Source organism: Bacillus sp. 17RED48, from assembly GCF_019837545.1.
Classification (GTDB): domain Bacteria; phylum Bacillota; class Bacilli; order Bacillales; family Bacillaceae_G; genus Bacillus_A; species Bacillus_A wiedmannii.
On record NZ_JADAXG010000003.1, the window covers coordinates 384456 to 406225 of the forward strand.

General features: G+C 35.1%; 22 protein-coding genes and 1 pseudogene. 17 read left to right on the forward strand and 6 right to left on the reverse strand.

Annotated elements, in window-relative coordinates; all coding sequences use genetic code 11:
- Positions 1–443 precede the first annotated feature (443 nt).
- The 13 genes and pseudogenes from spxA to ILT06_RS14865 all read left to right on the forward strand — a co-directional run bounded on the left by spxA (position 444) and on the right by ILT06_RS14865 (position 12377).
- Entirely contained in the window at positions 444–839 is a 396-nt protein-coding gene (gene spxA, locus ILT06_RS14810) for a transcriptional regulator SpxA (RefSeq protein ID WP_000236196.1), read from the forward strand.
- Positions 840–869: 30 nt separating this feature from the next.
- Positions 870–1004, forward strand: a complete 135-nt coding sequence (locus ILT06_RS14815; protein ID WP_000573513.1) for a BA3454 family stress response protein — start codon at positions 870–872, stop codon at positions 1002–1004.
- 194 nt (positions 1005–1198) lie between these two features.
- On the forward strand, positions 1199–1612 hold the full coding sequence (gene saiR / locus ILT06_RS14820; RefSeq protein ID WP_222655239.1) for an Rrf2-family transcriptional regulator SaiR: 414 nt from the start codon (positions 1199–1201) through the stop codon (positions 1610–1612).
- Positions 1613–1737: 125 nt separating this feature from the next.
- A complete protein-coding gene (locus ILT06_RS14825) occupies positions 1738–2073 on the forward strand; it encodes an IDEAL domain-containing protein (protein ID WP_064475891.1) in 336 nt (111 codons plus the stop codon).
- A gap of 40 nt (positions 2074–2113) precedes the next feature.
- A pseudogene (locus ILT06_RS33280) lies at positions 2114–2203 on the forward strand (DUF3888 domain-containing protein); the annotation flags it as partial.
- A gap of 1001 nt (positions 2204–3204) precedes the next feature.
- The gene (locus ILT06_RS14830) at positions 3205–4524 is read left to right on the forward strand and encodes an aromatic amino acid transport family protein (protein WP_064475890.1); all 1320 of its coding nucleotides are present in this window, start codon (positions 3205–3207) and stop codon (positions 4522–4524) included.
- Positions 4525–4646: 122 nt separating this feature from the next.
- On the forward strand, positions 4647–5054 hold the full coding sequence (locus tag ILT06_RS14835; protein WP_255299893.1) for an STAS/SEC14 domain-containing protein: 408 nt from the start codon (positions 4647–4649) through the stop codon (positions 5052–5054).
- Between the two features lie 217 nt (positions 5055–5271).
- Positions 5272–5781 (forward strand): heme-degrading domain-containing protein, encoded by a 510-nt coding sequence (locus ILT06_RS14840; protein WP_176713067.1) that lies wholly within the window; start codon positions 5272–5274, stop codon positions 5779–5781.
- Positions 5782–6177: 396 nt separating this feature from the next.
- A complete protein-coding gene (zwf, locus tag ILT06_RS14845; RefSeq protein ID WP_064475887.1) occupies positions 6178–7662 on the forward strand; it encodes a glucose-6-phosphate dehydrogenase in 1485 nt (494 codons plus the stop codon).
- A gap of 95 nt (positions 7663–7757) precedes the next feature.
- Entirely contained in the window at positions 7758–8651 is an 894-nt protein-coding gene (gnd, locus tag ILT06_RS14850) for a phosphogluconate dehydrogenase (NAD(+)-dependent, decarboxylating) (protein WP_064475886.1), read from the forward strand.
- A gap of 51 nt (positions 8652–8702) precedes the next feature.
- Positions 8703–9371, forward strand: coding sequence for a fructose-6-phosphate aldolase (gene fsa, locus ILT06_RS14855; RefSeq protein WP_000667683.1), 669 nt, complete (start codon positions 8703–8705; stop codon positions 9369–9371).
- Between the two features lie 268 nt (positions 9372–9639).
- Positions 9640–11181 carry a gluconokinase gene (gntK, locus tag ILT06_RS14860; protein WP_222655318.1) on the forward strand — a complete coding sequence of 514 codons (1542 nt, stop codon included), beginning with the start codon at positions 9640–9642 and terminating at the stop codon, positions 11179–11181.
- 128 nt (positions 11182–11309) lie between these two features.
- A complete protein-coding gene (locus ILT06_RS14865) occupies positions 11310–12377 on the forward strand; it encodes a lactonase family protein (RefSeq protein ID WP_483861602.1) in 1068 nt (355 codons plus the stop codon).
- A gap of 71 nt (positions 12378–12448) precedes the next feature.
- Here the strand turns inward: ILT06_RS14865 and ILT06_RS14870 are convergent, their stop codons facing one another.
- The gene (locus ILT06_RS14870) at positions 12449–12622 is read right to left on the reverse strand and encodes a DUF1272 domain-containing protein (RefSeq protein WP_001162795.1); all 174 of its coding nucleotides are present in this window, start codon (positions 12620–12622) and stop codon (positions 12449–12451) included.
- A gap of 195 nt (positions 12623–12817) precedes the next feature.
- Here ILT06_RS14870 and ILT06_RS14875 point away from each other — a divergent pair, with 195 nt between their 5' ends.
- A complete protein-coding gene (locus ILT06_RS14875) occupies positions 12818–13639 on the forward strand; it encodes a pentapeptide repeat-containing protein (protein WP_222655240.1) in 822 nt (273 codons plus the stop codon).
- A gap of 43 nt (positions 13640–13682) precedes the next feature.
- Here the strand turns inward: ILT06_RS14875 and ILT06_RS14880 are convergent, their stop codons facing one another.
- Entirely contained in the window at positions 13683–14567 is an 885-nt protein-coding gene (locus ILT06_RS14880) for a DMT family transporter (protein ID WP_088047121.1), read from the reverse strand.
- Positions 14568–14918: 351 nt separating this feature from the next.
- Here ILT06_RS14880 and ILT06_RS14885 point away from each other — a divergent pair, with 351 nt between their 5' ends.
- Positions 14919–15686: a glycosyltransferase family 2 protein gene (locus ILT06_RS14885; protein WP_081257302.1), complete on the forward strand. Its 768-nt coding sequence runs from the start codon at positions 14919–14921 to the stop codon at positions 15684–15686.
- Here the strand turns inward: ILT06_RS14885 and ILT06_RS14890 are convergent.
- Genes ILT06_RS14890 through rfbF form a run of 4 tightly spaced genes read right to left on the reverse strand, consistent with a single transcriptional unit; the run spans position 15655 to position 19635 of the window.
- Entirely contained in the window at positions 15655–16578 is a 924-nt protein-coding gene (locus ILT06_RS14890) for an NAD-dependent epimerase/dehydratase family protein (protein WP_064475880.1), read from the reverse strand. The two genes, ILT06_RS14885 and ILT06_RS14890, sit on opposite strands and share 32 nt — an antisense overlap.
- Positions 16575–17798 (reverse strand): class I SAM-dependent methyltransferase, encoded by a 1224-nt coding sequence (locus tag ILT06_RS14895; RefSeq protein ID WP_064475879.1) that lies wholly within the window; start codon positions 17796–17798, stop codon positions 16575–16577. Before ILT06_RS14895 ends, ILT06_RS14890 begins: the two co-directional genes overlap by 4 nt.
- A gap of 12 nt (positions 17799–17810) precedes the next feature.
- Positions 17811–18866, reverse strand: a complete 1056-nt coding sequence (rfbG, locus tag ILT06_RS14900) for a CDP-glucose 4,6-dehydratase (RefSeq protein WP_154131383.1) — start codon at positions 18864–18866, stop codon at positions 17811–17813.
- 1 nt (position 18867) lies between these two features.
- Positions 18868–19635 (reverse strand): glucose-1-phosphate cytidylyltransferase, encoded by a 768-nt coding sequence (gene rfbF, locus ILT06_RS14905; RefSeq protein WP_154131382.1) that lies wholly within the window; start codon positions 19633–19635, stop codon positions 18868–18870.
- A gap of 275 nt (positions 19636–19910) precedes the next feature.
- Here rfbF and ILT06_RS14910 point away from each other — a divergent pair, with 275 nt between their 5' ends.
- Both ILT06_RS14910 and ILT06_RS14915 read left to right on the forward strand, forming a co-directional pair.
- Positions 19911–20318 (forward strand): MerR family transcriptional regulator, encoded by a 408-nt coding sequence (locus ILT06_RS14910; protein WP_000285637.1) that lies wholly within the window; start codon positions 19911–19913, stop codon positions 20316–20318.
- 121 nt (positions 20319–20439) lie between these two features.
- Positions 20440–21768, forward strand: coding sequence for a hemolysin family protein (locus tag ILT06_RS14915; protein ID WP_002096424.1), 1329 nt, complete (start codon positions 20440–20442; stop codon positions 21766–21768).
- Positions 21769–21770 lie beyond the last annotated feature (2 nt).

Here is a 21770-nt window from a genome sequence, read left to right on the forward strand (position 1 = left end):
TATATTTCATAGTAGCACATGTAAAAATGAAATGAATAAAGTGAAATATAAGTAGATCGCACCAATCGAGTTATTAGGGGGAGCCTGACTTCGACCTAACTTTTTTGTTCTTGCCAAATTTTGAGGCGGTGCACTCAAATAGCGGGATAAAATGTACTTTAAAGAGGTGGTTAGCCGTAAAACTATGAGACATTCGTACAAAAGAAAATGATTTGGTCCGCTAATGGAATGCATCCAAGACTTAACAGTTGATTAATCAAACTGTAAAGTTTAAAATTACAGTATAGTTTTTAGAAGTGAGTTACCATCGTTTGTAAAAAACAGATAAATTAAATATTGTCGAATAAATAATATAACGTGTATTTCATTCTAAACTGTAATTTTTTTTAATACATTTCAATAATCTATATAATAATTTTAAAAAGTAAAGGAGTGTGTAAAATATGGTGATTTTATATACGACAGCAAGCTGTAGTTCATGCCGAAAAGCAAAAGCATGGCTTGAAGAACATCAAATTGATTATACCGAAAAAAATATCGTATCAAATTCGCTTACAGTTGATGAACTTAAATCCATTCTTCGTTTAACTGAAGATGGTGCTACTGAAATTATTTCAACTAGATCTAAAACTTTTCAGGAATTAAATATAAATATTGAGGCGCTTTCGCTTAATGAGTTTTATAAATTAATAATTGAGTATCCTCAAATGTTACGTCGTCCAATTATGCTGGACGAAAAAAGATTACAGGTTGGTTTTAACGAGGAAGAAATTCGCAAATTTTTACCGCGTAGCGTTCGAACATTTTTGAATATTGAATTGCAAAAAATGGCTAATTAATAAGTAATATTTTGAAAGGAGGAAACAGAAGTGATTGAAGTATGTGTTACAGTTAATTATAAAGATAGAAACTATCATACAAATGTTATTGTGAGTAAAGATACGATTTGGACAAAAATTAAACAATTGGCAGAAGAACAAGTTAAGAAACAGTGGACTGTTTAAATTTAGTTGCAACTTAAAAAGCTAAATGAAGTTAGGAGATATAGGGGAGTTCTGATAGAATATAAAGGGATTTAATTTTTCATGCTAAGCATGCTTCTTATATATTTTAACGTTTGACTAACCTATCTGTAATATTTATGGCTACAGTATGTTACTAAACGAGACATCATATTTTTTATCGTAGGAGGACAACAATGAACAGCGACTTTACTTTGGCCATTCACAGTTTAACTTATTTAGCTTTACAGCCAGATCGGATGTCAACAAGTAATTCTATTTCAGAAAGTGCAGGTGTTCATCCAGTACGCATTCGCAAAGTGCTAAGTTTGTTAAAAAAACATAAGTTTATACAATCAAAAGAGGGAACGGGTGGAGGATTTATTTTTGCCCGTGATTTAAGTGAAATTAATCTTTGGAATATGTATCAAATAACCTCTGAAGGTGCATTGCAACCGAAGTGTCCAGAATCAAATGATCAGTGTATTGTAGGTTCGAACATGCGGAAAGTTCTTTTTGCTATTTTCTTAGGTGCGGAAGAACATCTAGGTGAATATTTAAAGAATTATACAATGAAAGAAGTTGTTGACCTTATTAATCAAGAACGTTAAGCGGCTTAATTATTATGTAGCCGTGAGTTCTTAAAAAATAACTGTAATGAAAAATTTTACAGTTTAAGTTAGTTTTTATATATTGTTTATCGTTACAAAAAATATTTATAAGAAGGTGAAAAAGTATGATGTCAAATAATAATCATGTTTTAAAAGTGGGAGATTGGGTTCGTGGAATATCAAATGAGGGTGAATTCATAGTTGGTTACATTGTATCACTTGATGAAGTGGAAGATGTAGTTACAGTTAGCATTGTGAAACGTGACGATAAGTACACAATGAACGAAGCGATTTTACTCTTTAGTAAACACGTTAACAAACTCCCTGAATCAAAGATAATAAATAAGGAGCAAATCCTTTATCTTATAGACCTTGCATTATTAACAGGGGATGAAGAATGGTTTATTGAGCTTTCTGCAAAATTAAACTCGATAAAAGAGCTAGTTAATGAGGGATTTTAACGTATTATATTATTCGGTTGAATCGTGCAATAATCAATAATATTATCTAAAAGGAAATGAAATAAAACCAATTCATTACAAACATAGGAATATCCCTGAAGAAGAGTTGAAAAAACTACAATTAAGATGACATTGAAGTGATTTGTTTACCCGATCCTAATAATGATGTAAATAAGCTGTCCATATGGGCAGCTTATTTTTTCGTTTAGCTTAGGTTTTGCGAAATATTAGCGGTTCTCTCATTGCCATCAAGTTAAAATATGTATTTTCCTAAAAATGTATATGAATGCAATGCCTATAATATATATCCTGAAAATTGGTTTATACATTTAAAAAGATATTTCTTTTTCACCACGTTAATTATTTATTAGAATATCTTTTTTAGTTTGAAATAAAATTTTTCGATAAAGAAGAATATAAATATTTTTAAAATGAGTAGCTTAAATAAACAATATTTTACTGTATTTTATGCTGATTAATTCCGTTATAAGTGATAGGAACAAGGGTTGCATGCTAACTGTAAAGTATTATCCATGTAAAATTATATCCATTTAATATTTCAGAAAATATAAAAATATTAATTTTATAAATATACACGTTATAATGAGGGCGTCGAGAGAAATTTTATTATCTCTGGAGAAAATATAAAAAATGCGATTACTAGTAAGAAAGGTGTGTGGTTAGAGGCGAAATGTATGTAAAGTGCTTCAGTGGCTTGTGTAATCAATACCATAAATGCTGCCGAAGCTATTAAAGTGATGTATAGAATTGAGAAAGAAATGCCTCATAAATGAAGAGAGGCCGGTTTAACTAAAATTACTGTTACAAGTAATTCAGAGAAACCATTAAAGTAATACATTGTTATTAGAAATGTTGCAACGTATTTATGAAGTCTATTCAATATTGTTCTCTTAAGCGGTCTTTATATAAAGAGCGGATATTACGAGTAAACTTTTTTGTGAACGCTAACATTTATGTTAGGACGCTAACTAACGAATGTTTCAATTTGGATTCATTATGATGAAGGACATACAATGTGGGGCAACTTGTAAGGAATTCATTATCCAAAAAGGTAAATATTTGTTAGCTATAAAGAGAGACGCAGGAATAGATACAAGGGGGAGTTATTATATGAACGGGAATACTGCAAAGAAAATAGAAGTTCAAGCTGAAAATACCGCACTAAAAAATGAGCAATATGCAGATCCGAAAAAGTGGCATAAGCAGGATACTACATGGGCATTGAGTCTATTTGGAACTGCAATTGGAGCAGGGGTGCTCTTTTTACCGATTAATGCAGGTTCAGGTGGTTTATTATCATTACTACTAATTACATTGCTTGCATATCCAGTTATGTATTACTCACATAGGGCACTTGCTAAAATGATATACGCTTCTAATTCTGCTGATGAGGGGATCACAGGTACAATTAGAGAGTATTTCGGAAATAAAGCAAGTATCATTTTTAACATCGTATATTTCGGTTCAATTTATACAATCGTACTAATGTATTCGGTTGCGCTTACAAATACTGCAAGTAGTTTTATCGTGCATCAATTGCACATGCCAGAACCTCCAAGAGCTATTTTATCACTTGTATTAGTTCTTGGTCTTATCGCTATACTGAATTTTGGTCAAGATATTACTGTAAAAATCATGAGTATGCTAGTGTATCCTTTCATAGCTTCTCTACTGTTTATCGCAATATCTTTAATTCCACAGTGGAATACGTCAATGCTTAGCTTTTCAGCTGTTTCTACTGCTTCAACAGGAACAGGATATTTTGGAACGATATTGTTGATTCTACCAATTATCGTATTCTCATTTAATCATTCACCTATGATTTCATCATTTGTTGTGAAGCAGAGAGCTACGTATGGAATAGAAGCTACTGATGCTAAATGTGCGCAAATACAAAAAGTTTGTTATATTATGACATTCGCTGTAGTTATGTTCTTCGTTTGGAGTAGTACATTAAGCTTGACTCCAGAAGATTTAAAAATGGCAAAAGAGCAAAACTTATCAATCCTTTCATATCTTGCGAATGAGCTTAATTCACCTGTAATCACGATTGCAGCTCCAATTATTGCTTTTGTGGCTATTACAAAATCTTTCCTTGGCCATTATATTGGAGCATTTGAAGTAATGCGTGACATGATTATTAAGTTCGGTAAATCACGTGGAAAAGTAATTGAAGAAAAAACGATTAAGACAATCGTCCTTACTTTTGTTGTATTATCATGCTGGTTTGTTGCTTATACAAATCCAAGTATTCTTGGACTTATTGATTCTCTAAGTGGTCCATTAGTTGCTGCTATCTTATGTCTATTACCGATGTATGCAATCAATAAAGTACCAGTACTAGCTAAATACAAAGGGAAAATGAGTAACGTATTTGTTATTATTGTAGGTGTACTTACTGTTTTAGCAAGTATTAAATCATTATTCTAATTCACGATTGTTAGTTCTAATATAAAATAGAACAATTTTGGGACAGGCTTCTCCGTTTGGAGGGTCTGTCCTTTTTTAATGCGAAACAATTTTATCTGATTGATTTTATGTGATATTTCCGCATAATTGTAGCTAAGGGAGATGATTCTAGGTTGAGTAAGCTGAATATTAGCACAACAGTTTCGGGAGATATAATTGTTACCCGTCTTATCGGCAAGATTAAAACAGATGATGTTTATGAATGGTTTAATGGCTTCGAGCAGGTTTGTCAGCAATTCATTTTCGAGGGAAGAAAATACAAATTGCTGGTAGATAGAAAAGGATATACGCCAGATCATTTTTCTGTTCAAAAAGCATGGAAAGAGAAGTTTTTCAATGAAACGATTTTGAATCACAGTAAGGCAATTGCTTTTCTCCTTGAAGAAGGGGAGATACTGAATTATTTACAACAGTCCAATACAAAAGAATCTGTAAAATTTTCCGATGACTATGAACAAGCATTCCTTTGGTTGAATGAATATCCTATATGAAATTGTTAGTGAACCAGTTGCTTAAGCAACTGGTTTTTTTAGCTTGTAAGTAGTATCCAAAAGAAAACTTCTATACGAAATGTTTAGCGCTAGAGGACATACATTTTTAATACGTTAAATATAATTCATAATAGCACTAAGAAGAAAAGAGTGCGCTTTACGGTATTAGTTATATGGAAAGGCCGTACGATAGAGTCACAGAAATTGAAAAATATCAATGTGGCATAAAGTGAGTAAGGGGGATAAAGATATGAGTACTTCAAATTTGAATGAAATAAGTAAGCAAATATTAATAGAAGAGGAAACACTTCAATTTTCCTCTTTTACAAATGAAGATGCACTGCAAATAGGTTTATTTATCGTTGAAACAGCAAAGAAAGAGGGGAAATTGATTGCTGTTGATATAGCGAAAAATGGTGTGCAACTATTTCATTTCAAGATGACAGGGACGACTGCGGAAAATACGCAATGGATTGAGCGTAAAAAACGGGTTGTTTCTTTGCATAATCATAGCTCGTATTATATGCAAATACAAAGTGAACTAACGGGCGTTCCATATAATGAAAAATATCTTTTAGATAGGTCGGATTATGCTGCGTTCGGTGGCTGCGTTCCTGTCCAAATAAAAGACGTAGGAGTTATTGGAATGATAACAGTTTCAGGATTACCACCAGAAGAAGATCATGAATTAGTTATAAGGGCAGTTAAAAACCATTTGAAGCAATAGTAAAAAGGAAAAAACCGAACAAGAATATGTTCGGTTTTTTCCTTTTTATTATTCATTTTATGTAATGAACATGTTTCTAATAAGATGTTGCGGAATAAAAAATCTTTAATTCGAGACACTTTTCTTGACTGTAATAATCTATGTAGTTAATATGATAGACATAAAATAACTTAATTACTTTTGATAATTAAGTTATTTTATGTAAGTTACAATGAGTAAGTAGGATGTGGGGAAAATGCTGTGAATTGCCACTATTAATATTGGGGACAATTAGAAAGCGACAAATATAAAAAATTAGAAGTTAAGAAGTAAGGTTGGATCAACAATAATAGTAGCTTCTGTACAATGCATTTTTACTAAGGTGACAATGACTATACATCACGAGGGGGACTGAAATTGGAATCAATGACCTTTGTTTTATTTGGAGCAACAGGGGATTTAGCGAAAAGGAAAATTTACCCTGCGCTATATAACTTATATAGAGATCAAAAGCTTCCGAAGCAAATATCCGTTATTGGGCTTGGAAGACGTGAAGTATCTCATGTAGATTTTCAAAAAAGAGTAAAAGAATCAATAGAAACTTTTTCTCGTCGCAAAGATGAAGGTACTCCGAAAATAGAAGATTTTTTAGAGTATTTTCGTTATTGTCCGTTAGATGTGAATAAGCCAGAAGATTATAAAAGGTTATTGCAAGTAGTTCGTGAAAGGGAAGAAGAACAAAATATACAAGGGAATAGAATGTTCTACCTTTCAGTTACTCCTGACTTCTTTGAGACCATTGCTTTAAATATTAAAGAAAGTGGACTTGATAAAACGGATGGATGGAAGCGCCTAATGATTGAGAAACCATTTGGTCATGATCTTACATCTGCCCGAGAGCTGAATGATAGGCTTAGTCGAACGTTTGAAGAAGACGAAATATACCGTATTGATCATTATTTAGGTAAGCCGATGGTTCAAAATATTGAAGCACTTGAATTTGCAAATCCTGTTCTTCAATCGATTTGGAATAAAGAACATATTGCGAATGTACAAATAACAGCTAGTGAAACGGTTGGGGTGGAAGAAAGGGCAGCATATTATGATCATGCAGGAGCCATTCGCGATATGGTTCAAAATCATATGTTGCAAATATTAATGATGACTGCTATGAATCTGCCGGAAAAGATAAATGCATGTGAAATTCGTGAGGAAAAACGAAAGGTAATGGAAACTCTTCGTAAAGTGAAAAAAGAAGACGTTCAGAACCATATCATTCGCGGACAATATGCTTCAGGGGAGATAAAAGGCCAAGAAGTTGTAGCGTATAGAGATGAGCCAGGAGTAAATCCTTCTTCTCAAACAGATACATATGTTGCGGCTCGCTTATGGATTGATAACCCATTTTGGACTGATGTTCCTTTTTATATACGAACAGGAAAAAGAATGAAAGAAAAGTCTACTCGTATTGTAATTGAATTTAAAAATACGTTAAAACAGCAATATCAAGAAAGTAATCCAAATTCGGAGCCTAATTTGTTAATCATTGAAATTAGCCCAAATGAAAATGTTTCGCTCCAATTAAATAGTAAAAATCCATTGAACAATGGAGAGCTTGAACCGATTCGTATTCATTTTACTTGTGAGCAAACAGGAGTGGGAATACCGGAAGCTTATGAAAGACTCATTTATGATGCTATATGTGGAGATTCTACATTCTTTGCACACTGGAGAGAAGTTGAATTGTCATGGGAATGGGTGCAGCCAATACTTGAAGCGTTCGAAGAAAACTTGTTACCTCTTCATGAATATAAATCAGGTTCGTACGGTCCAGATGCTGCCCATGCTCTATTACAAGAAAGTGAATTTAAATGGTGGTTAGATGAGGGATTGAAAAAATAAGTACATTCTTATAAGTAAAGCAATATGAAAAAAGATATTCATCATTTTATTAACATGTATTTATGATGAAAGGTAATTCAAGGAGGAATTATATTATGAGAGTAGGATTAATTGGTTTAGGTAAAATGGGATTAAATTTAGGGAAGAATTTAATGGATCATAAACATGAAGTAGCTGCATTTGATTTAAATACGAGTGCAGTGGAAGAAATGAAAGAGTATGGTGCTACAGGTGTATCTAGTTTAAACGAACTAGTTCAATCGTTGGAATCACCAAGAATTCTTTGGGTAATGGTTCCGCACGCTGTTGTTGATTCTGTTATTAATGAGGTTACACCGCTGTTATCAAAAGGAGATATTTTAATTGAAGCAGGGAATTCACATTATAAAGAATCTATTCGCCGATATGAGCAATTAAAGAAAGATGGTATTCACTTTATGGATGCAGGAACTTCTGGCGGAATGGAAGGTGCTCGTAATGGTGCGTGTTACATGATCGGAGGAGATCAAGAAGCTTGGGACATCGTTGAACCTATTTTCCGAGATACAGCTGTAGAAAATGGATTCTTATATGCAGGGAAAGCTGGTAGCGGTCACTTCTTAAAAATGATTCATAACGGAATTGAATACGGAATGATGGCTGCTATTGGTGAAGGATTTGAGGTTTTAGAGAAGAGTGAATTTGATTACGATTATGAAAAAGTATCAAGAGTATGGAACAACGGTTCAGTTATTCGTTCATGGTTAATGGAATTGACTGAAAATGCATTTTCTAAAGATGCAAAACTGGATGAAATTAAGGGCGTTATGCATTCTTCTGGTGAAGGGAAATGGACAGTAGAAACAGCATTAGACCTTCAAACAGCAACTCCTGTTATCGCAATGTCTCTATTAATGCGCTACCGCTCATTAGATAATGATACATTTACAGGGAAAGTTGTAGCAGCACTGCGCAATGAATTTGGCGGACATGCAGTAGAAAAGAAATAAACATTTTAAAAGTATAACTCGTTAACGTTTAAAAAATGGAGGGAATAAATTATGAAGTTTTTTATTGATACTGCAAATCTTGAGGACATAAAAAAGGCATATAAACTAGGTGTTTTAGCTGGCGTTACAACGAATCCTTCTTTAGTAGCGAAAGAGGGCATTAAGTTTGAAGACCGTATTGCAGAAATTTGTCAGGCAGTGCCTAACGTTGAATCTGTTTCGGCAGAAGTAACGCCAGATGCTGTTACAGCCGAAGAGATGATTGCTCAAGCAGAAGAACTGATTAAAATTAACGGTGGCGATGAAAAAGTTACAATAAAACTGCCGATGACACTAGCAGGATTAGAAGCTTGTCGTTACCTTACTGAAAAAGGTGTGAAAACGAACGTTACACTTATTTTCACTGTGAACCAAGCTCTTTTAGCTGCTCGAGCAGGTGCAACGTACGTTTCTCCATTTTTAGGTCGCTTAGATGATATTTCTGAAGATGGCGTACTATTAGTTGCTAAAATCGCTGAATTATTCGATATTCATCTATTAGATACCCAAATTATTGCGGCTTCTGTTAGACACCCAGACCATGTAACTCGTGTAGCGATGGCAGGTGCTCACATTGCAACAATTCCTTATAAAGTCATTGAACAACTTGCTATGCATCCGCTAACAGATCAAGGTATTGAAAAGTTTGCTGCGGATTGGGCGAAAGCGCCTAAGTTATAAGGGAGTAAAGTTTTCACAAATTGCTTTTTCACGAGAGGACCAATCTTTATGTAACTTCATCCTGTAAAATAAATCCTGAGTTTGGTACCTTATTACGTGAAAGCAGCGATATAAAAAGACACCATGCATTTTCAAAACAGCACAATGGTTATAAAAAGGATCCCCTTATGGAGAGTGAAGTTTATGAAAACGTAGCTCTCATAAGGGAGCGTCTTTTTGTATACATCATGGTGCTCTTTTGTTATAGGAAAAATTTGAAAGGGGTTACATAGTGAGCTCGAAATATATGATTGGTGTAGATATTGGGACAACTAGTACAAAATCAGTTTTGTTTTCGGTGGAGGGATCAGTTATTACAAGTCATGGAATTGAATACCCTTTATATTCTCCCGCACCAGAAACAGCAGAACAAGATCCAGAAGAGATTTTTCAAGCGGTCATACATACGATTAAAGAAACTATACAATCGAGTAATGTGCAGCCAGTTGATATTCTTTGTGTTTCTTTTAGTTCGGCAATGCATAGTGTCATTGCTGTAGACGAAGCAGGGAAGCCGTTAACGAGATGTATTACTTGGGCAGATAATAGAAGTGCAAGCTGGGCAGAAAAAATAAAAAATGATATGAATGGTCATGAAATTTACCTTCGTACTGGAACACCAATCCATCCTATGTCACCACTTTCAAAATTAGTTTGGTTTAAAAATGAACATGCTGAGTTATTTGCAAAAAGCTATAAATTCATCTCAATTAAAGAGTATGTTTTCTATAAGTTATTTAATGAATATGTAATTGATTATTCTATAGCATCAGCAACAGGGATGTTCAATTTGAAATCTTTAAAATGGGATAAAGAAGCTCTTCGTGTTGCAGGAATTTCGGAGGGAAAGCTTTCTAAACTCGTTCCAACGACGCACAGCTTAATAGGATTAGATGAAGAATTTGCAAGAGAGATGAATATACTTGTTACTACTCCTTTTATAGTCGGTGCGAGTGATGGGGTACTATCGAATTTAGGTGTAAATGCAATAGAACCTGGAGTAGTTGCTATTACAATTGGTACGAGCGGTGCGGTGCGAGTTGTAACAAATCAGCCTGTAACGGATCCGAAAGGTAGGACTTTTTGTTATGCGTTAACTGAGGACCTTTGGGTAATTGGTGGACCGGTTAATAACGGTGGTATGATTTTTAGGTGGGTTCGTGACCAATTATGTGCGTTAGAAGTTGAACATGGGAAGCGCTTAGGAAAAGATCCTTATGAATTGCTTACTGAAATAGCAGCGAAAGTGAATCCTGGATCGGATGGTTTATTATTTCATCCGTATTTAGCAGGAGAAAGAGCTCCTTTATGGAATGCGAATGCGCGTGGATCTTTCTTTGGGCTTGGGCTACATCATAAGAAAGAGCATCTTATCCGTGCTGTTTTAGAGGGAATCATTTATAACTTGTATACAGTTCTTCTTGCTTTAAAAGAGCTAATTGGTGAACCGAAAAAAATTCAAGCGACAGGTGGCTTTGCCAGATCGGAACTTTGGAGACAGATGATGGCGGATATTTTTCATCAAGACGTATATGTTCCTGAAAGTTTCGAAAGCTCTTGCTTAGGAGCGGCAATCCTCGGGTTATATAGCTTAGGTGAAATAGATACATTACATGTAGTTTCTCATATGGTAGGTGCCAATTTTTATCATGAGCCAAACATGGAAAGTGTGGAGAAATATAAAGAATTAATACCGATCTATATTCGTCTGGCCCGTCATCTGGAAGAAGAATATGAGAGTATAGCGGCTTTTCAGAAAAAGTGGGTTTAGAGGCTATTTGGCAGGGAAATATGGTAACTTATAAAGAGGTACTCAAGTTTTTTTAGATGTTCTTTCAAAAAATAGTTTAAGGTTGTTCTGTAAAAAATATGAGGGACAAAAACTATAGGGAGAGGGTTATGAAAATGAAGGATAACAAAGAGTTTATTGGATATGTTGGAACGTACACGAAAGAAAATAGTGAAGGAATATATAAGTTTACTTTAGACACGGAAGCAAAAAAAATTAGTAATGTAACACTTGCGGCCAAGCTGGATAACCCTACATATGTAACGATTAGCAAAAATAATCAATATCTCTATTCTGTTGTTAAGGAAGGCGAATCTGGTGGTGTAGCTGCCTATTCGATTCATAGTCATACTGGAGAGCTAACAGAACAAAACAGACAAGTAGTAGAAGGGGCTTCTCCTTGTCATATTAGTGTGGATAGTGAAAATGGTACGGTAGTTACAGCGAATTACCATAAAGGAACGATAGAGTCTTTCGTAGTAAATGAAGAAGCTGGAACTGTAAATGCGGCCACATCTATTATTACACATGAAGGTTCAGGTCCGAATAAAGAAAGACAAGAAAAACCACATGCACATTACGCCGGATATACTCCTGATGAAAAATATGTGATAGGTGTTGATTTAGGAATTGATAAAATACTTACGTATGAAATAAAAGATAGTAAGTTAAAAGAAGCGAATAGCTTGTCTGTGAACCCAGGAAGTGGTCCTAGACATATTGCTTTTCACCCGAACGGAAAATACGCTTATGTGATGACTGAACTGAGTTCGGAAGTTATTGCATTATCATATAATCCGGAAGATGGGTCCTTTACAGAGTTGCAGTATATTTCTACCGTTCCAAAAGAATTTGATGACAATAGTCAAGGAAGTGCGATTCATATTTCTTCTGACGGCCACTTTGTATATGCAGGTAATCGCGGTCATAATAGTATCGCTGTTTTCAGTGTGGATCAAAATTCAGGTCAGCTTACATTTGTTGCACATACATCTACAGAAGGAAATTGGCCGAGGGACTTTGTATTAGATCCGACTGAAAAGTTTCTTATTGCGACAAATGAAAAGTCACATAACCTTGTGCTATTTTCAAGAAATGAAACGACAGGGAAGTTAACACTGCTACAATCTGATGTTGTTGTACCAGAGCCTGTTTGTGTGAAGTTTTTAAACGTTTAATTTGTGATTGGTAGAATTTCTATATATCCCAAAAACAATAAAAAAGCAAAGCGATATCGCTTTGCTTTTTTCTATTTCTTCTTCGGTCTACGTACTAATTCGCCGCCACAGTTTGGGCAAACATTTTGTCTTTCTTCTGTACATGGTGCACAAAATGTACATTCATACACGCAAATGTATGCTTCGGAATTTGATTCGAGAGATTGGTCGCAAATTTGACAGTTTGTTTTCATTTCGAGTGCCATAGTAAGTCTCCTTTTAGTTCGAATATTTATAATTTAATTATAATTCATTAGATAGAAACTGTCTTTTTCAATTGAAAGGAAATCAAATGATAAAGTTATGATTTGAAATGAAAGAGTCTATTTTATTTTAAAATTGATTATTTAGTGCAGTTGGAATATTATGAAATAGTCAAAAGACAACAGGGGGTATATATTTTGACTAATCATAACGATCATTTAAAAGCAAACTGTGAAAAATGCTTCGGTCTATGTTGTGTAGCGTTACCGTTCGCAGCATCGGTAGATTTTGCGGTGAATAAAGATGGCGGGAAGCCATGTTCTAACTTACAATCAGATTTTAAATGTAGCATACATAAAAATCTTAGAGGAAAAGGTTATAAAGGTTGTACAGTATTTGAGTGTTTCGGTGCTGGGCAGAAGATTTCGCAAGTTACATTTAACGGGATTGATTGGCGGAAAGATGCAAAGCATGCGAGAAAAATGTATGATGCTTTTCCGATTATGCATCAGCTTCATGAAATACTGTGGTATTTGAATGAGGCTATTCTTTTGACGGCGACACAACCGATTCATAAAGAACTAAGTAAAGCAATTGAAGAGACGGACCGCCTTTCAAATTTAAATGCGGACGAGTTAATGAAAGTAAATATTCTATTACATCGTGCAGAAGTAAATGTATTACTTTTAGAAACGAGTGAGCTAGTTTGGAAGGAAATGAATGCCGCGCGTAAGAAACGAATGAGTCACCGCGGAGCAGATCTTATGGGAGCAAATTTGAAGAAGAAAGATTTGCAAGGAGCGAATTTAAGAGGAGCGTATTTAATTGCGGCTAACTTAAATGGAGCAAACTTAAGAGGAGCAGATCTTATCGGAGCAGATTTACGAGATGCAGATATTCGTGGGGCTGATTTTACAAATAGTATTTTTCTGACGCAAGTTCAAATTAATGCAGCGAAAGGGGACAAACATACGAAATTGCCGAAAATATTGTCCCGTCCATCGCATTGGAGTGCGTAAAGAGTATGGAACAGGCAGAGATTAAGAATCTCTGCCTGTTTTTTCATTTCTTTTCAAAAGTAGTAATGAAAACACTACATATAATAAGAATACCACCAATAAAAAAGTTACTACTCAATGTTTCATTTAATAGTAACCAACCAAGCAACGATCCAACGATAGGTTGGAAGAAGAAAAATAATGATCCGATGCTCGCGTCCATTAATTCTAATCCTTTATTCCAAAGAAAAAAGGCACCTGCTGTTGAGACGATTCCTAAATAAAGTACGCCTAATAATACATACATGTTCGTATGTTCAATAGAACTTGATTGTAGTTCCCATATCATAAAAGGTGTAATAAAAAAGAGTGAAAAGAATATGGCATATGTTGTAATCACTAAAGATGAAAATCGAGCTGAAGCGATTTTTACGTAAATGGATAGTAAAGCCCACGTAATAGCGGCCCCGACTAATATGATTGTACCGATAAAATAGGAACCAATTTCAATATCCCATCCAATGACGATAATGACACCGATTGTCGCTATGATAGTAGACAGCAGTCTACGAGCGGTTAGCTTTTCTTTTAAAATGATTGCTGCAAATATAACCATAAATGCAGGGGTGGCTGATGTTACTAACGAGCCTGTATGAGCGTCAGATAATTTTGTTCCGATAAATTGACATGTGATCGAAATGAAGTATCCGATAAATCCAATCCAAGCGAATAATAGCCAATCTTTTTTGCGTATGGTTATTTTTTTCTTTTTCTTTTTCTCAGCTATTTTCAAAATTGCATATAAAACAACAAAAGCAATGATAAAGCGTAGCCAAACGAGTGTCAGTGGTGGGATAAAGTCGAGTACGTATTTGCTAACAACATACATACCGCCCCATATACTAGCTGCTAGTGATAAACATATAGCTCCTAAAATTGTTTGTTTCATGTAAAGTACCTCCGTCTATTTTTAGGGTATTATGAGTTCCCTAAGACGAGGCATAGTGTTTTATGTTATATGAATGCCCGCCTTAGTTTATAGACGGCCTACAGGTTGATCGTTTTCGAATGAAGTGTTGTAGTACATGAATGCATTCCTCCTTCATAATTTTATAATGATATTATAACTTAATTTTCAGTTTATTGGGATGTTTCTTTAGAAAATGGAAATGGTGGTTGTCTAAGAAAGCATAGTATATGGTAGAAAAACATATTTTTGAAATAAAAGAAACCAATTACATTACTGATAAGTATAGTAAGAGTAGGATGAAAAAGTAGATTAATAGAGTAAGAGGAGGAGATTGTTATAACTACAACCGTTATTTCTCATTTTTATAATGAAGAATATTTATTGCCGTGGTGGCTTATGCATCATACGAAACTTTTTGATCATGGCATTTTAATTAATAAAGGTTCTACAGATCGTTCAGTGAAAATTTGTAAAAAATTCGCGCCGCATTGGGAAGTGCGAGATTCTTTAAATCCAGAATTTGATGCACTAGCGACAGATGATGAAGTGATGATGGTAGAACGAGAAGTAAAGGGATGGAAAATGATTTTAAATACGACTGAGTTCCTTTGTGTGCAAGATAAAAATCAATTTTGGAAATCACTAAATGAATTGGGAGGGAGGATGTATTGGTTGGAAGGGCTTATTATGGTCGATGATCTTAACTATAATTATCCAGACCTTAACTTTGGAATACCTTTAATGAAACAGCGATTTCACGGTTATTTACCAGAAGATTGGCCGTTATGGAGAAGAGGTAGATTTATTCATAATCATGAACACGGAAGTTATACGGTTGGAAGACATTTATCTGCACATGAATCTATGGTTTATCCGCCACTTGCGTGTATTGCATGGTTTGGTTTCAGCCCTTGGAACGATGCGATGAGAAAGAGGAAATTACAAATTGGTCCTACTCTTTCTGAAGCTAGTAAGCAAGGTGGAATGGGCACGCATCATATTATTACACCTGAAAAATTAGAAGAATGGTATAAGGATTTAGCAAGTGGGGCGAAGGATTTACGTTTTAGTAATGCGTATCGTTATGCTTTTTTATAAATGATTCCCACCATAAAATTGTTTCTTCGATTCCAGTATTTAGATCGTATGTTGGTTTCCAATTTACTTCAGTTTTTAAACGTTCCACATTAACGCCGACGAATAAAGGCTCATCTGTAGAGAATGGGATCGCACCTAGTTTCATTAAATGTTCTTTTCCAATCTTTTTAGCAATGATAGAAGCTAATTCTTTAATTTGTACAGATTGACCAGAAGCGATATTGATTGTGCCTGTAACGTCGTGTTCTAATACTGTTACGAGAGCATGAGCGACGTCGCTCACATGGAGGAAATCTCTTGATTGTTTTCCATGTGTACATAGTGCTTCCTCATTTTGTAATAAGGAAGTGATAATGTTAGAAACGAGCCGATTCCCTTGTTCGTGAGGGCCATACATATGAAAAATGCGGCCCCAACACATGCTGAGGTCGTTTTGTTCAGCGTACGTTTGTAGCCAGGAGTGTAGCGTATTTTTACATACTGCATACGGGGTTTTATAGGAAAGAAGTGGTGAGTCTTCAAATAGTACACCGTTAAACCATTCATATTCTGCGCCAGTACCTGCAACAACGACGCGCTTTCCGCCGCATGTTGTGAAGTGTTGAATCAATGAGATGCTGGATGTAAGCCAATAGTAATTATTAATAGATACATAACACGCTGGCGGTACGGCTTCCCAAGCTAAATGAATGAGATGACTAGGCTTCATGTCGTAAATGAGTTTTTTTACTTCTTCATCGCAAAGTAAGTTTACTTTATGCCAGTGGCAAGAGATGTGAGAAGGTTTATTTGTATGATAAGTGGCGTGCACTTCATAGCTCTTTTGTATAAGAGAATTTACAACATATTTACCAATCCATCCACTACCGCCTGTTACAAGAATTTTTTTCATGGCTCAATTACCTCAATTTCTGGTATCGTTACTAAAAATTTGCCGCCCCATTCACGAATGAAAGAGCATTCTTTCATAATTTCGTCTTTTAAATTCCAAGGAAGTATGAGAATGTAATCAGGTTTTGTACGGTGTATTTCTTCTGGAGATTTTATTGGAATACGGGTTCCTGGTAGAAGGAAATTTTGTTTGTGAGGGTTTTTATCTACGGTATAAGCTAGAAATTCTTTTCCTATCCCGCAATAGTTTAAAAGGGTGTTTCCTTTAGCTGGAGCACCGTAACCGATAATTTGTTTGTTTGAAGCTTTTGCTTCGATAAAAAACTTTAAAATATTTATTTTCAATTGTTCAATGCGTTTAGAAAAAAGGAGATAGCAATCTAATGTATCTAGCCCGTGATCTACTTCTTTTTGGATTATATTTGTAACACTGGAGTGGATAGTGGATGAATCACTGTGATGGTTTATAAAAACACGCAAGGAACCACCGTGCGTTGAAAGTTCTTCTACATCGACAATTTGTAAATGATGATGAGCTAAAACTTTTTGAAGACTTATAAGTGAGAAGTAGGAGAAGTGCTCATGGTATATAGTATCAAACTGTTTAAAGGATATAAGGTTTAATAAGTGCGGAAATTCAATTGTTATTGTACCGTCTTGTTTTAATAATGTTTTTAAACCGGCAACAAAATCATGCAAGTTCGGTACGTGTGCTAATACGTTATTTGCGACGATTAAATCTGCTTGCGGTAATTTTTTTGCTAAGTCATTGCTGAAAAAATTCACTTCAGTAGGAATTCCTTTTTGAATAGCGATTTCTGCTACATTTTTTGCTGGTTCAATTCCTAACGTTTCGATATGTTCTTTTTGAAAGTATTGTAATAAGTACCCGTCGTTACTCGCGATTTCAATTACTTTCGAATGATTTGTTAAGTTGAAACGCTTAACCGCCATTTCTACATATTGTTTAGCGTGTAGTAGCCAACTGGAGGAGTAAGAGCTGAAGTATAAATAGTCATGAAAAATGTTGTGCGGAGATTCAAATTCATCTAATTGTACAAGTAAACAAGAGTGACAAACAAATGTGTGGAGCGGATAAAATGGTTCCATTTTATATGAGTGTTCAGGAGCTACAAATGAGTTAGCGAGAGGGGAAACACCTAAATCTAAAAAAGTATTTGTGAGTAATGAGTGGCAAAAACGGCATTTTTTCTGTTCCATTTTATAGCCCCCTTATAAATTTTTGAATGCATCGATTTGTTGGCGCGTGAAAGATTCCATATTTTCACCAGATGCATATTTTTTGTACCAATCAACAGTCCAAGTGATAGAATGATCTGTTGATAACTTAGGAGTCCAACCGAGTTTATTTACTGCTTTTGTACTATCAAGTGTTAAAATTGGCGATTCATAAGGGTTATTTGTATGAGGAGAAAGGACTGTTAATGGTTGATTCCATAATTTCATTATAGATTGAATGACATCATAAACTGTTCTGTTAGGTTCATTTATCGGGCCGAAATTCCACGCTGTTGCATATTCTGCGTCTTGCCAAAGATTTTCAGCTAAAAGAATATAGCCGTGTAAAGGATCTAATACGTGTTGCCACGGGCGAATAGCGTGTTTGTTTCTAATATTTAACGTAGTATCTTGTAAATATGCACGAATGACATCTGGGAATAGTCGGTCATTTGCCCAATCACCACCACCGATGACGTTACCTGCTCTGACTGAGGCGAGTCTCAGAGTGTTAGTGTGGAAGAATGATTTTTGATATGACGTTGCAACTAGTTCAGCGCAAGCTTTACTAGCGCTATAAGGATCGAAACCTCCTAATCGGTCACTTTCCAAGAATGCTCGGTTACCGCTCCCGTCATTTTCATAACATTTATCACTTGTAACATTAATGATACTACGTATACTTTCTATATGTTTTGCTGCTTCTAATACGTGAACAGTACCTAAAACATTCGTTTTAAATGTTTCGATAGGATTTTTGTATGAAATGGTGACAATTGGCTGGGCTGCTAAATGAAATAGTATGTCAGGGTTATGTTGTTTTAGGGCATGGAATAAAGAATCGTAATCTGTAATGTCGCCATTCATTGATGTGCACTCATTTGCTACGTTACCTTGTTCAAAAAGGTTAGGGATGGATGGGGGATGAGAAGAATAGCCAACTACTGCTGCGCCTAAAGAACTTAAAAAAAGGGTGAGCCATGAGCCTTTAAAGCCAGTATGTCCTGTAATAAATACTTTTTTCTTATTCCAAAAAGATGATGAAGCCATATTACCAAACCTTCCACGGAGCATTATTACTTTCCCATAGCTCGACTAATTTATTTTTATCGCGCAATGTATCCATTGGATGCCAAAAACCAGTATGTTGATATGCAGCCAATTCGTTTTTGTTTACTAACTGAACTAAAGTGTCTGTTTCAAAAACAGATTTATCTCCACTAATGTAGTTGAAAACATCAGGATTTAAAACGAAAAATCCACCGTTAACCCATCCGCCATCACCTAGTGGCTTCTCTTGAAAGGATGTTACAGATTGTTTATCTAAGACGAGAGAACCGAATCTACCAGGAGGTTGTACGGCTGTAACAGTAGCCGTTTTGCCGTGTTTTTTATGAAATGCAATGAGTTCTTTTATATTTACATTACTTAATCCATCGCCATAAGTGAGGCAGAAAGGTTCGTCCCCGATGTAATTTTGTATTTTTTTAACTCGTCCACCTGTTTCGGTATTTAGACCGGTATCGATCAGTGTAACTGTCCATGGTTCTATACGATGAGAATGGTTAGTAATCGTATTGTCGTTTAAATGTATCGTGAAATCGGACATGTGTAAGTTGTAATTTAGAAAGAATTCTTTAATTGCATATCCTTTATAGCCTAAGCAAATAATAAATTCAGTAATCCCGTAATGGCTATATAAACTCATAATGTGCCATAAAATAGGCTTTGTTCCAATTTCAATCATAGGTTTTGGTTTTAAATGAGTTTCTTCCCCAATCCTTGTTCCGTATCCACCTGCAAGAATAACAGCTTTCATTTTTTCCTCCTACTTATAAAAAGAATTTGATATCGATGTTATTATGATATGTACTTAAATGAGAATGGAACCGGCAATTTCATGGTTATATTTCGTTCGTTTTGGTTTTTATATTTAAGTATTTTGTTATACAATTAAATTAATAGATTGGATTATATAAGATGAAACGATAAAAATTGTATAAATTATGAATAATAAACCATCACGTTTGACTGTACAGTTTATGTATTGTATGATGTTAGTAATATAAACAAGGGGGGAAGATCGTTGGGAAGGTGTATCGAATCGGACAGTTGGCTCTCATGGCTCACGTGTCGAAACGCACGATTGATTATTATACGAATCTAGGTATCTTAAAAGCGGAGCGATCTCAATCTAATTATCGCTATTACGATGAAACAGCATTTGAGACATTACAATTTATTGAGAAGTGCAAAGAAATGCATATGCCGCTTTGTGAGATTAAAGAGAAAATCGAGGAGAAGAAGAAGCTGCTCGGTATCAATGAACACGTTTCGAAACAAGTGAATGAAGTGACAGACCATATTCATCGGTTAGAAGCAGAGTTAACGGAGTTAAAGCCGCTTTTAGATGGATTGACTGATTCACAACGTGAAAAAATATCGAAATCTTTATCTGGTCAAACGACAGCTTTAATACAGACACTTGCTCTATTATTATAGAAAAAAGTGAAATCCGACCTCTTTAATTTTTGTATCGGGCTATGTTTTCTAATGAACAAATAAGAAAACATTATAGTATACAGGAGGTGGACACCTTAGTTTTTTAAACTAGGGGGATTCATTGGAAATATTTAATTTAGTCATGGTTGCGATTTTAATCGCATTTACTGGATTTTTCGTAGCAGCAGAGTTTGCGATTGTAAAGGTACGTTCAAGTCGTATTGATCAGCTTGTTGCGGAAGGGAAACGCGGTGCTTTAGCAGCGAAAAAGGTAACAACAAATTTAGATGAATATTTATCTGCTTGTCAATTAGGTATTACAGTTACAGCTATGGGATTAGGTTGGTTAGGTGAACCGACAATTGAAAAGTTATTACACCCGTTATTTGAGAAATGGAACATAAATCCTTCTATCTCATCAGTATTAACATTTGGTCTTGCCTTTATGCTAATGACGTATTTACACGTTGTAGTAGGGGAATTAGCTCCGAAAACGATGGCAATTCAAAAGGCTGAACAAGTAACATTGTTATTGGCAGGTCCGTTAATGATGTTCTATAAAGTCATGTATCCATTTATTTGGGTATTAAACGGTTCAGCTCGTGTTGTAACTGGCTTATTCGGTTTAAAACCAGCTTCAGAACATGAAGTAGCTCATACAGAGGAAGAATTACGCCTTATCCTTTCAGATAGCTATGAAAGTGGCGAAATTAATCAGGCTGAATACAAGTATGTAAATAACATTTTTGAATTTGATAATCGTATTGCAAAAGAGATTATGGTACCGCGAACAGAAATCATTGGTTTCTACCTGGAAGATTCAGTAGAAGAACACATGAAAGTAATCCAAAATGAGCGATACACACGTTATCCGATTTTTGGAGAAGATAAAGATGATATTATCGGTATGGTCAACGTAAAAGATTTCTTTATTCGATATATGACCGAAGATCAAAAAGATTTATCATCCATTCGCACGTATATGCGTCCGATTATTGAAGTGATGGAAACAACTCCAATTCACGATTTATTACTTCAAATGCAGAAGAAGCGAATTCCGATGGCTGTTTTATATGATGAGTACGGAGGAACAGCAGGAATTGTAACGCTTGAAGATATCTTGGAGGAAATCGTCGGCGAAATTCGTGACGAATATGATGAAGATGAAGCACCACCAATTCAGCATGTGAATGAGCACCATAAAATCGTTGATGGAAAAGTGCTTATTTCAGAAGTAAAAGATTTGTTTGGATTACACATTGAAGAAGACGATGTGGATACAATCGGTGGCTGGATTATGATGCAAAATCATGAAATTGAAGAAGGACAACATGTTGAGGCGGAAGGTTATGAATTTAAAGTGTTAGAAAAAGACGCTTACCAAATTAAACGTGTTGAAATTCGTAAAATGGAACAAGAGCAAGAAGAAGAGAAAGCAGCAACTGTGTAAGT

Excerpts from the sequence above, each read along its gene's own strand:
- spxA (WP_000236196.1), top strand. The coding sequence starts at position 444 with ATGGTGATTTTATATACGACAGCAAGCTGTAGTTCATGCCGAAAAGCA.
- saiR (WP_222655239.1), top strand. The coding sequence starts at position 1,199 with ATGAACAGCGACTTTACTTTGGCCATTCACAGTTTAACTTATTTAGCT.
- ILT06_RS14825 (WP_064475891.1), top strand. The coding sequence starts at position 1,738 with ATGATGTCAAATAATAATCATGTTTTAAAAGTGGGAGATTGGGTTCGT.
- ILT06_RS14830 (WP_064475890.1), top strand. The coding sequence starts at position 3,205 with ATGAACGGGAATACTGCAAAGAAAATAGAAGTTCAAGCTGAAAATACC.
- ILT06_RS14840 (WP_176713067.1), top strand. The coding sequence starts at position 5,272 with ATGTGGCATAAAGTGAGTAAGGGGGATAAAGATATGAGTACTTCAAAT.
- gnd (WP_064475886.1), top strand. The coding sequence starts at position 7,758 with ATGAGAGTAGGATTAATTGGTTTAGGTAAAATGGGATTAAATTTAGGG.
- fsa (WP_000667683.1), top strand. The coding sequence starts at position 8,703 with ATGAAGTTTTTTATTGATACTGCAAATCTTGAGGACATAAAAAAGGCA.
- ILT06_RS14865 (WP_483861602.1), top strand. The coding sequence starts at position 11,310 with ATGAAAATGAAGGATAACAAAGAGTTTATTGGATATGTTGGAACGTAC.
- ILT06_RS14870 (WP_001162795.1), bottom strand. The coding sequence starts at position 12,622 with ATGGCACTCGAAATGAAAACAAACTGTCAAATTTGCGACCAATCTCTC.
- ILT06_RS14880 (WP_088047121.1), bottom strand. The coding sequence starts at position 14,567 with ATGAAACAAACAATTTTAGGAGCTATATGTTTATCACTAGCAGCTAGT.
- ILT06_RS14890 (WP_064475880.1), bottom strand. The coding sequence starts at position 16,578 with ATGAAAAAAATTCTTGTAACAGGCGGTAGTGGATGGATTGGTAAATAT.
- ILT06_RS14895 (WP_064475879.1), bottom strand. The coding sequence starts at position 17,798 with ATGGAACAGAAAAAATGCCGTTTTTGCCACTCATTACTCACAAATACT.
- rfbG (WP_154131383.1), bottom strand. The coding sequence starts at position 18,866 with ATGGCTTCATCATCTTTTTGGAATAAGAAAAAAGTATTTATTACAGGA.
- rfbF (WP_154131382.1), bottom strand. The coding sequence starts at position 19,635 with ATGAAAGCTGTTATTCTTGCAGGTGGATACGGAACAAGGATTGGGGAA.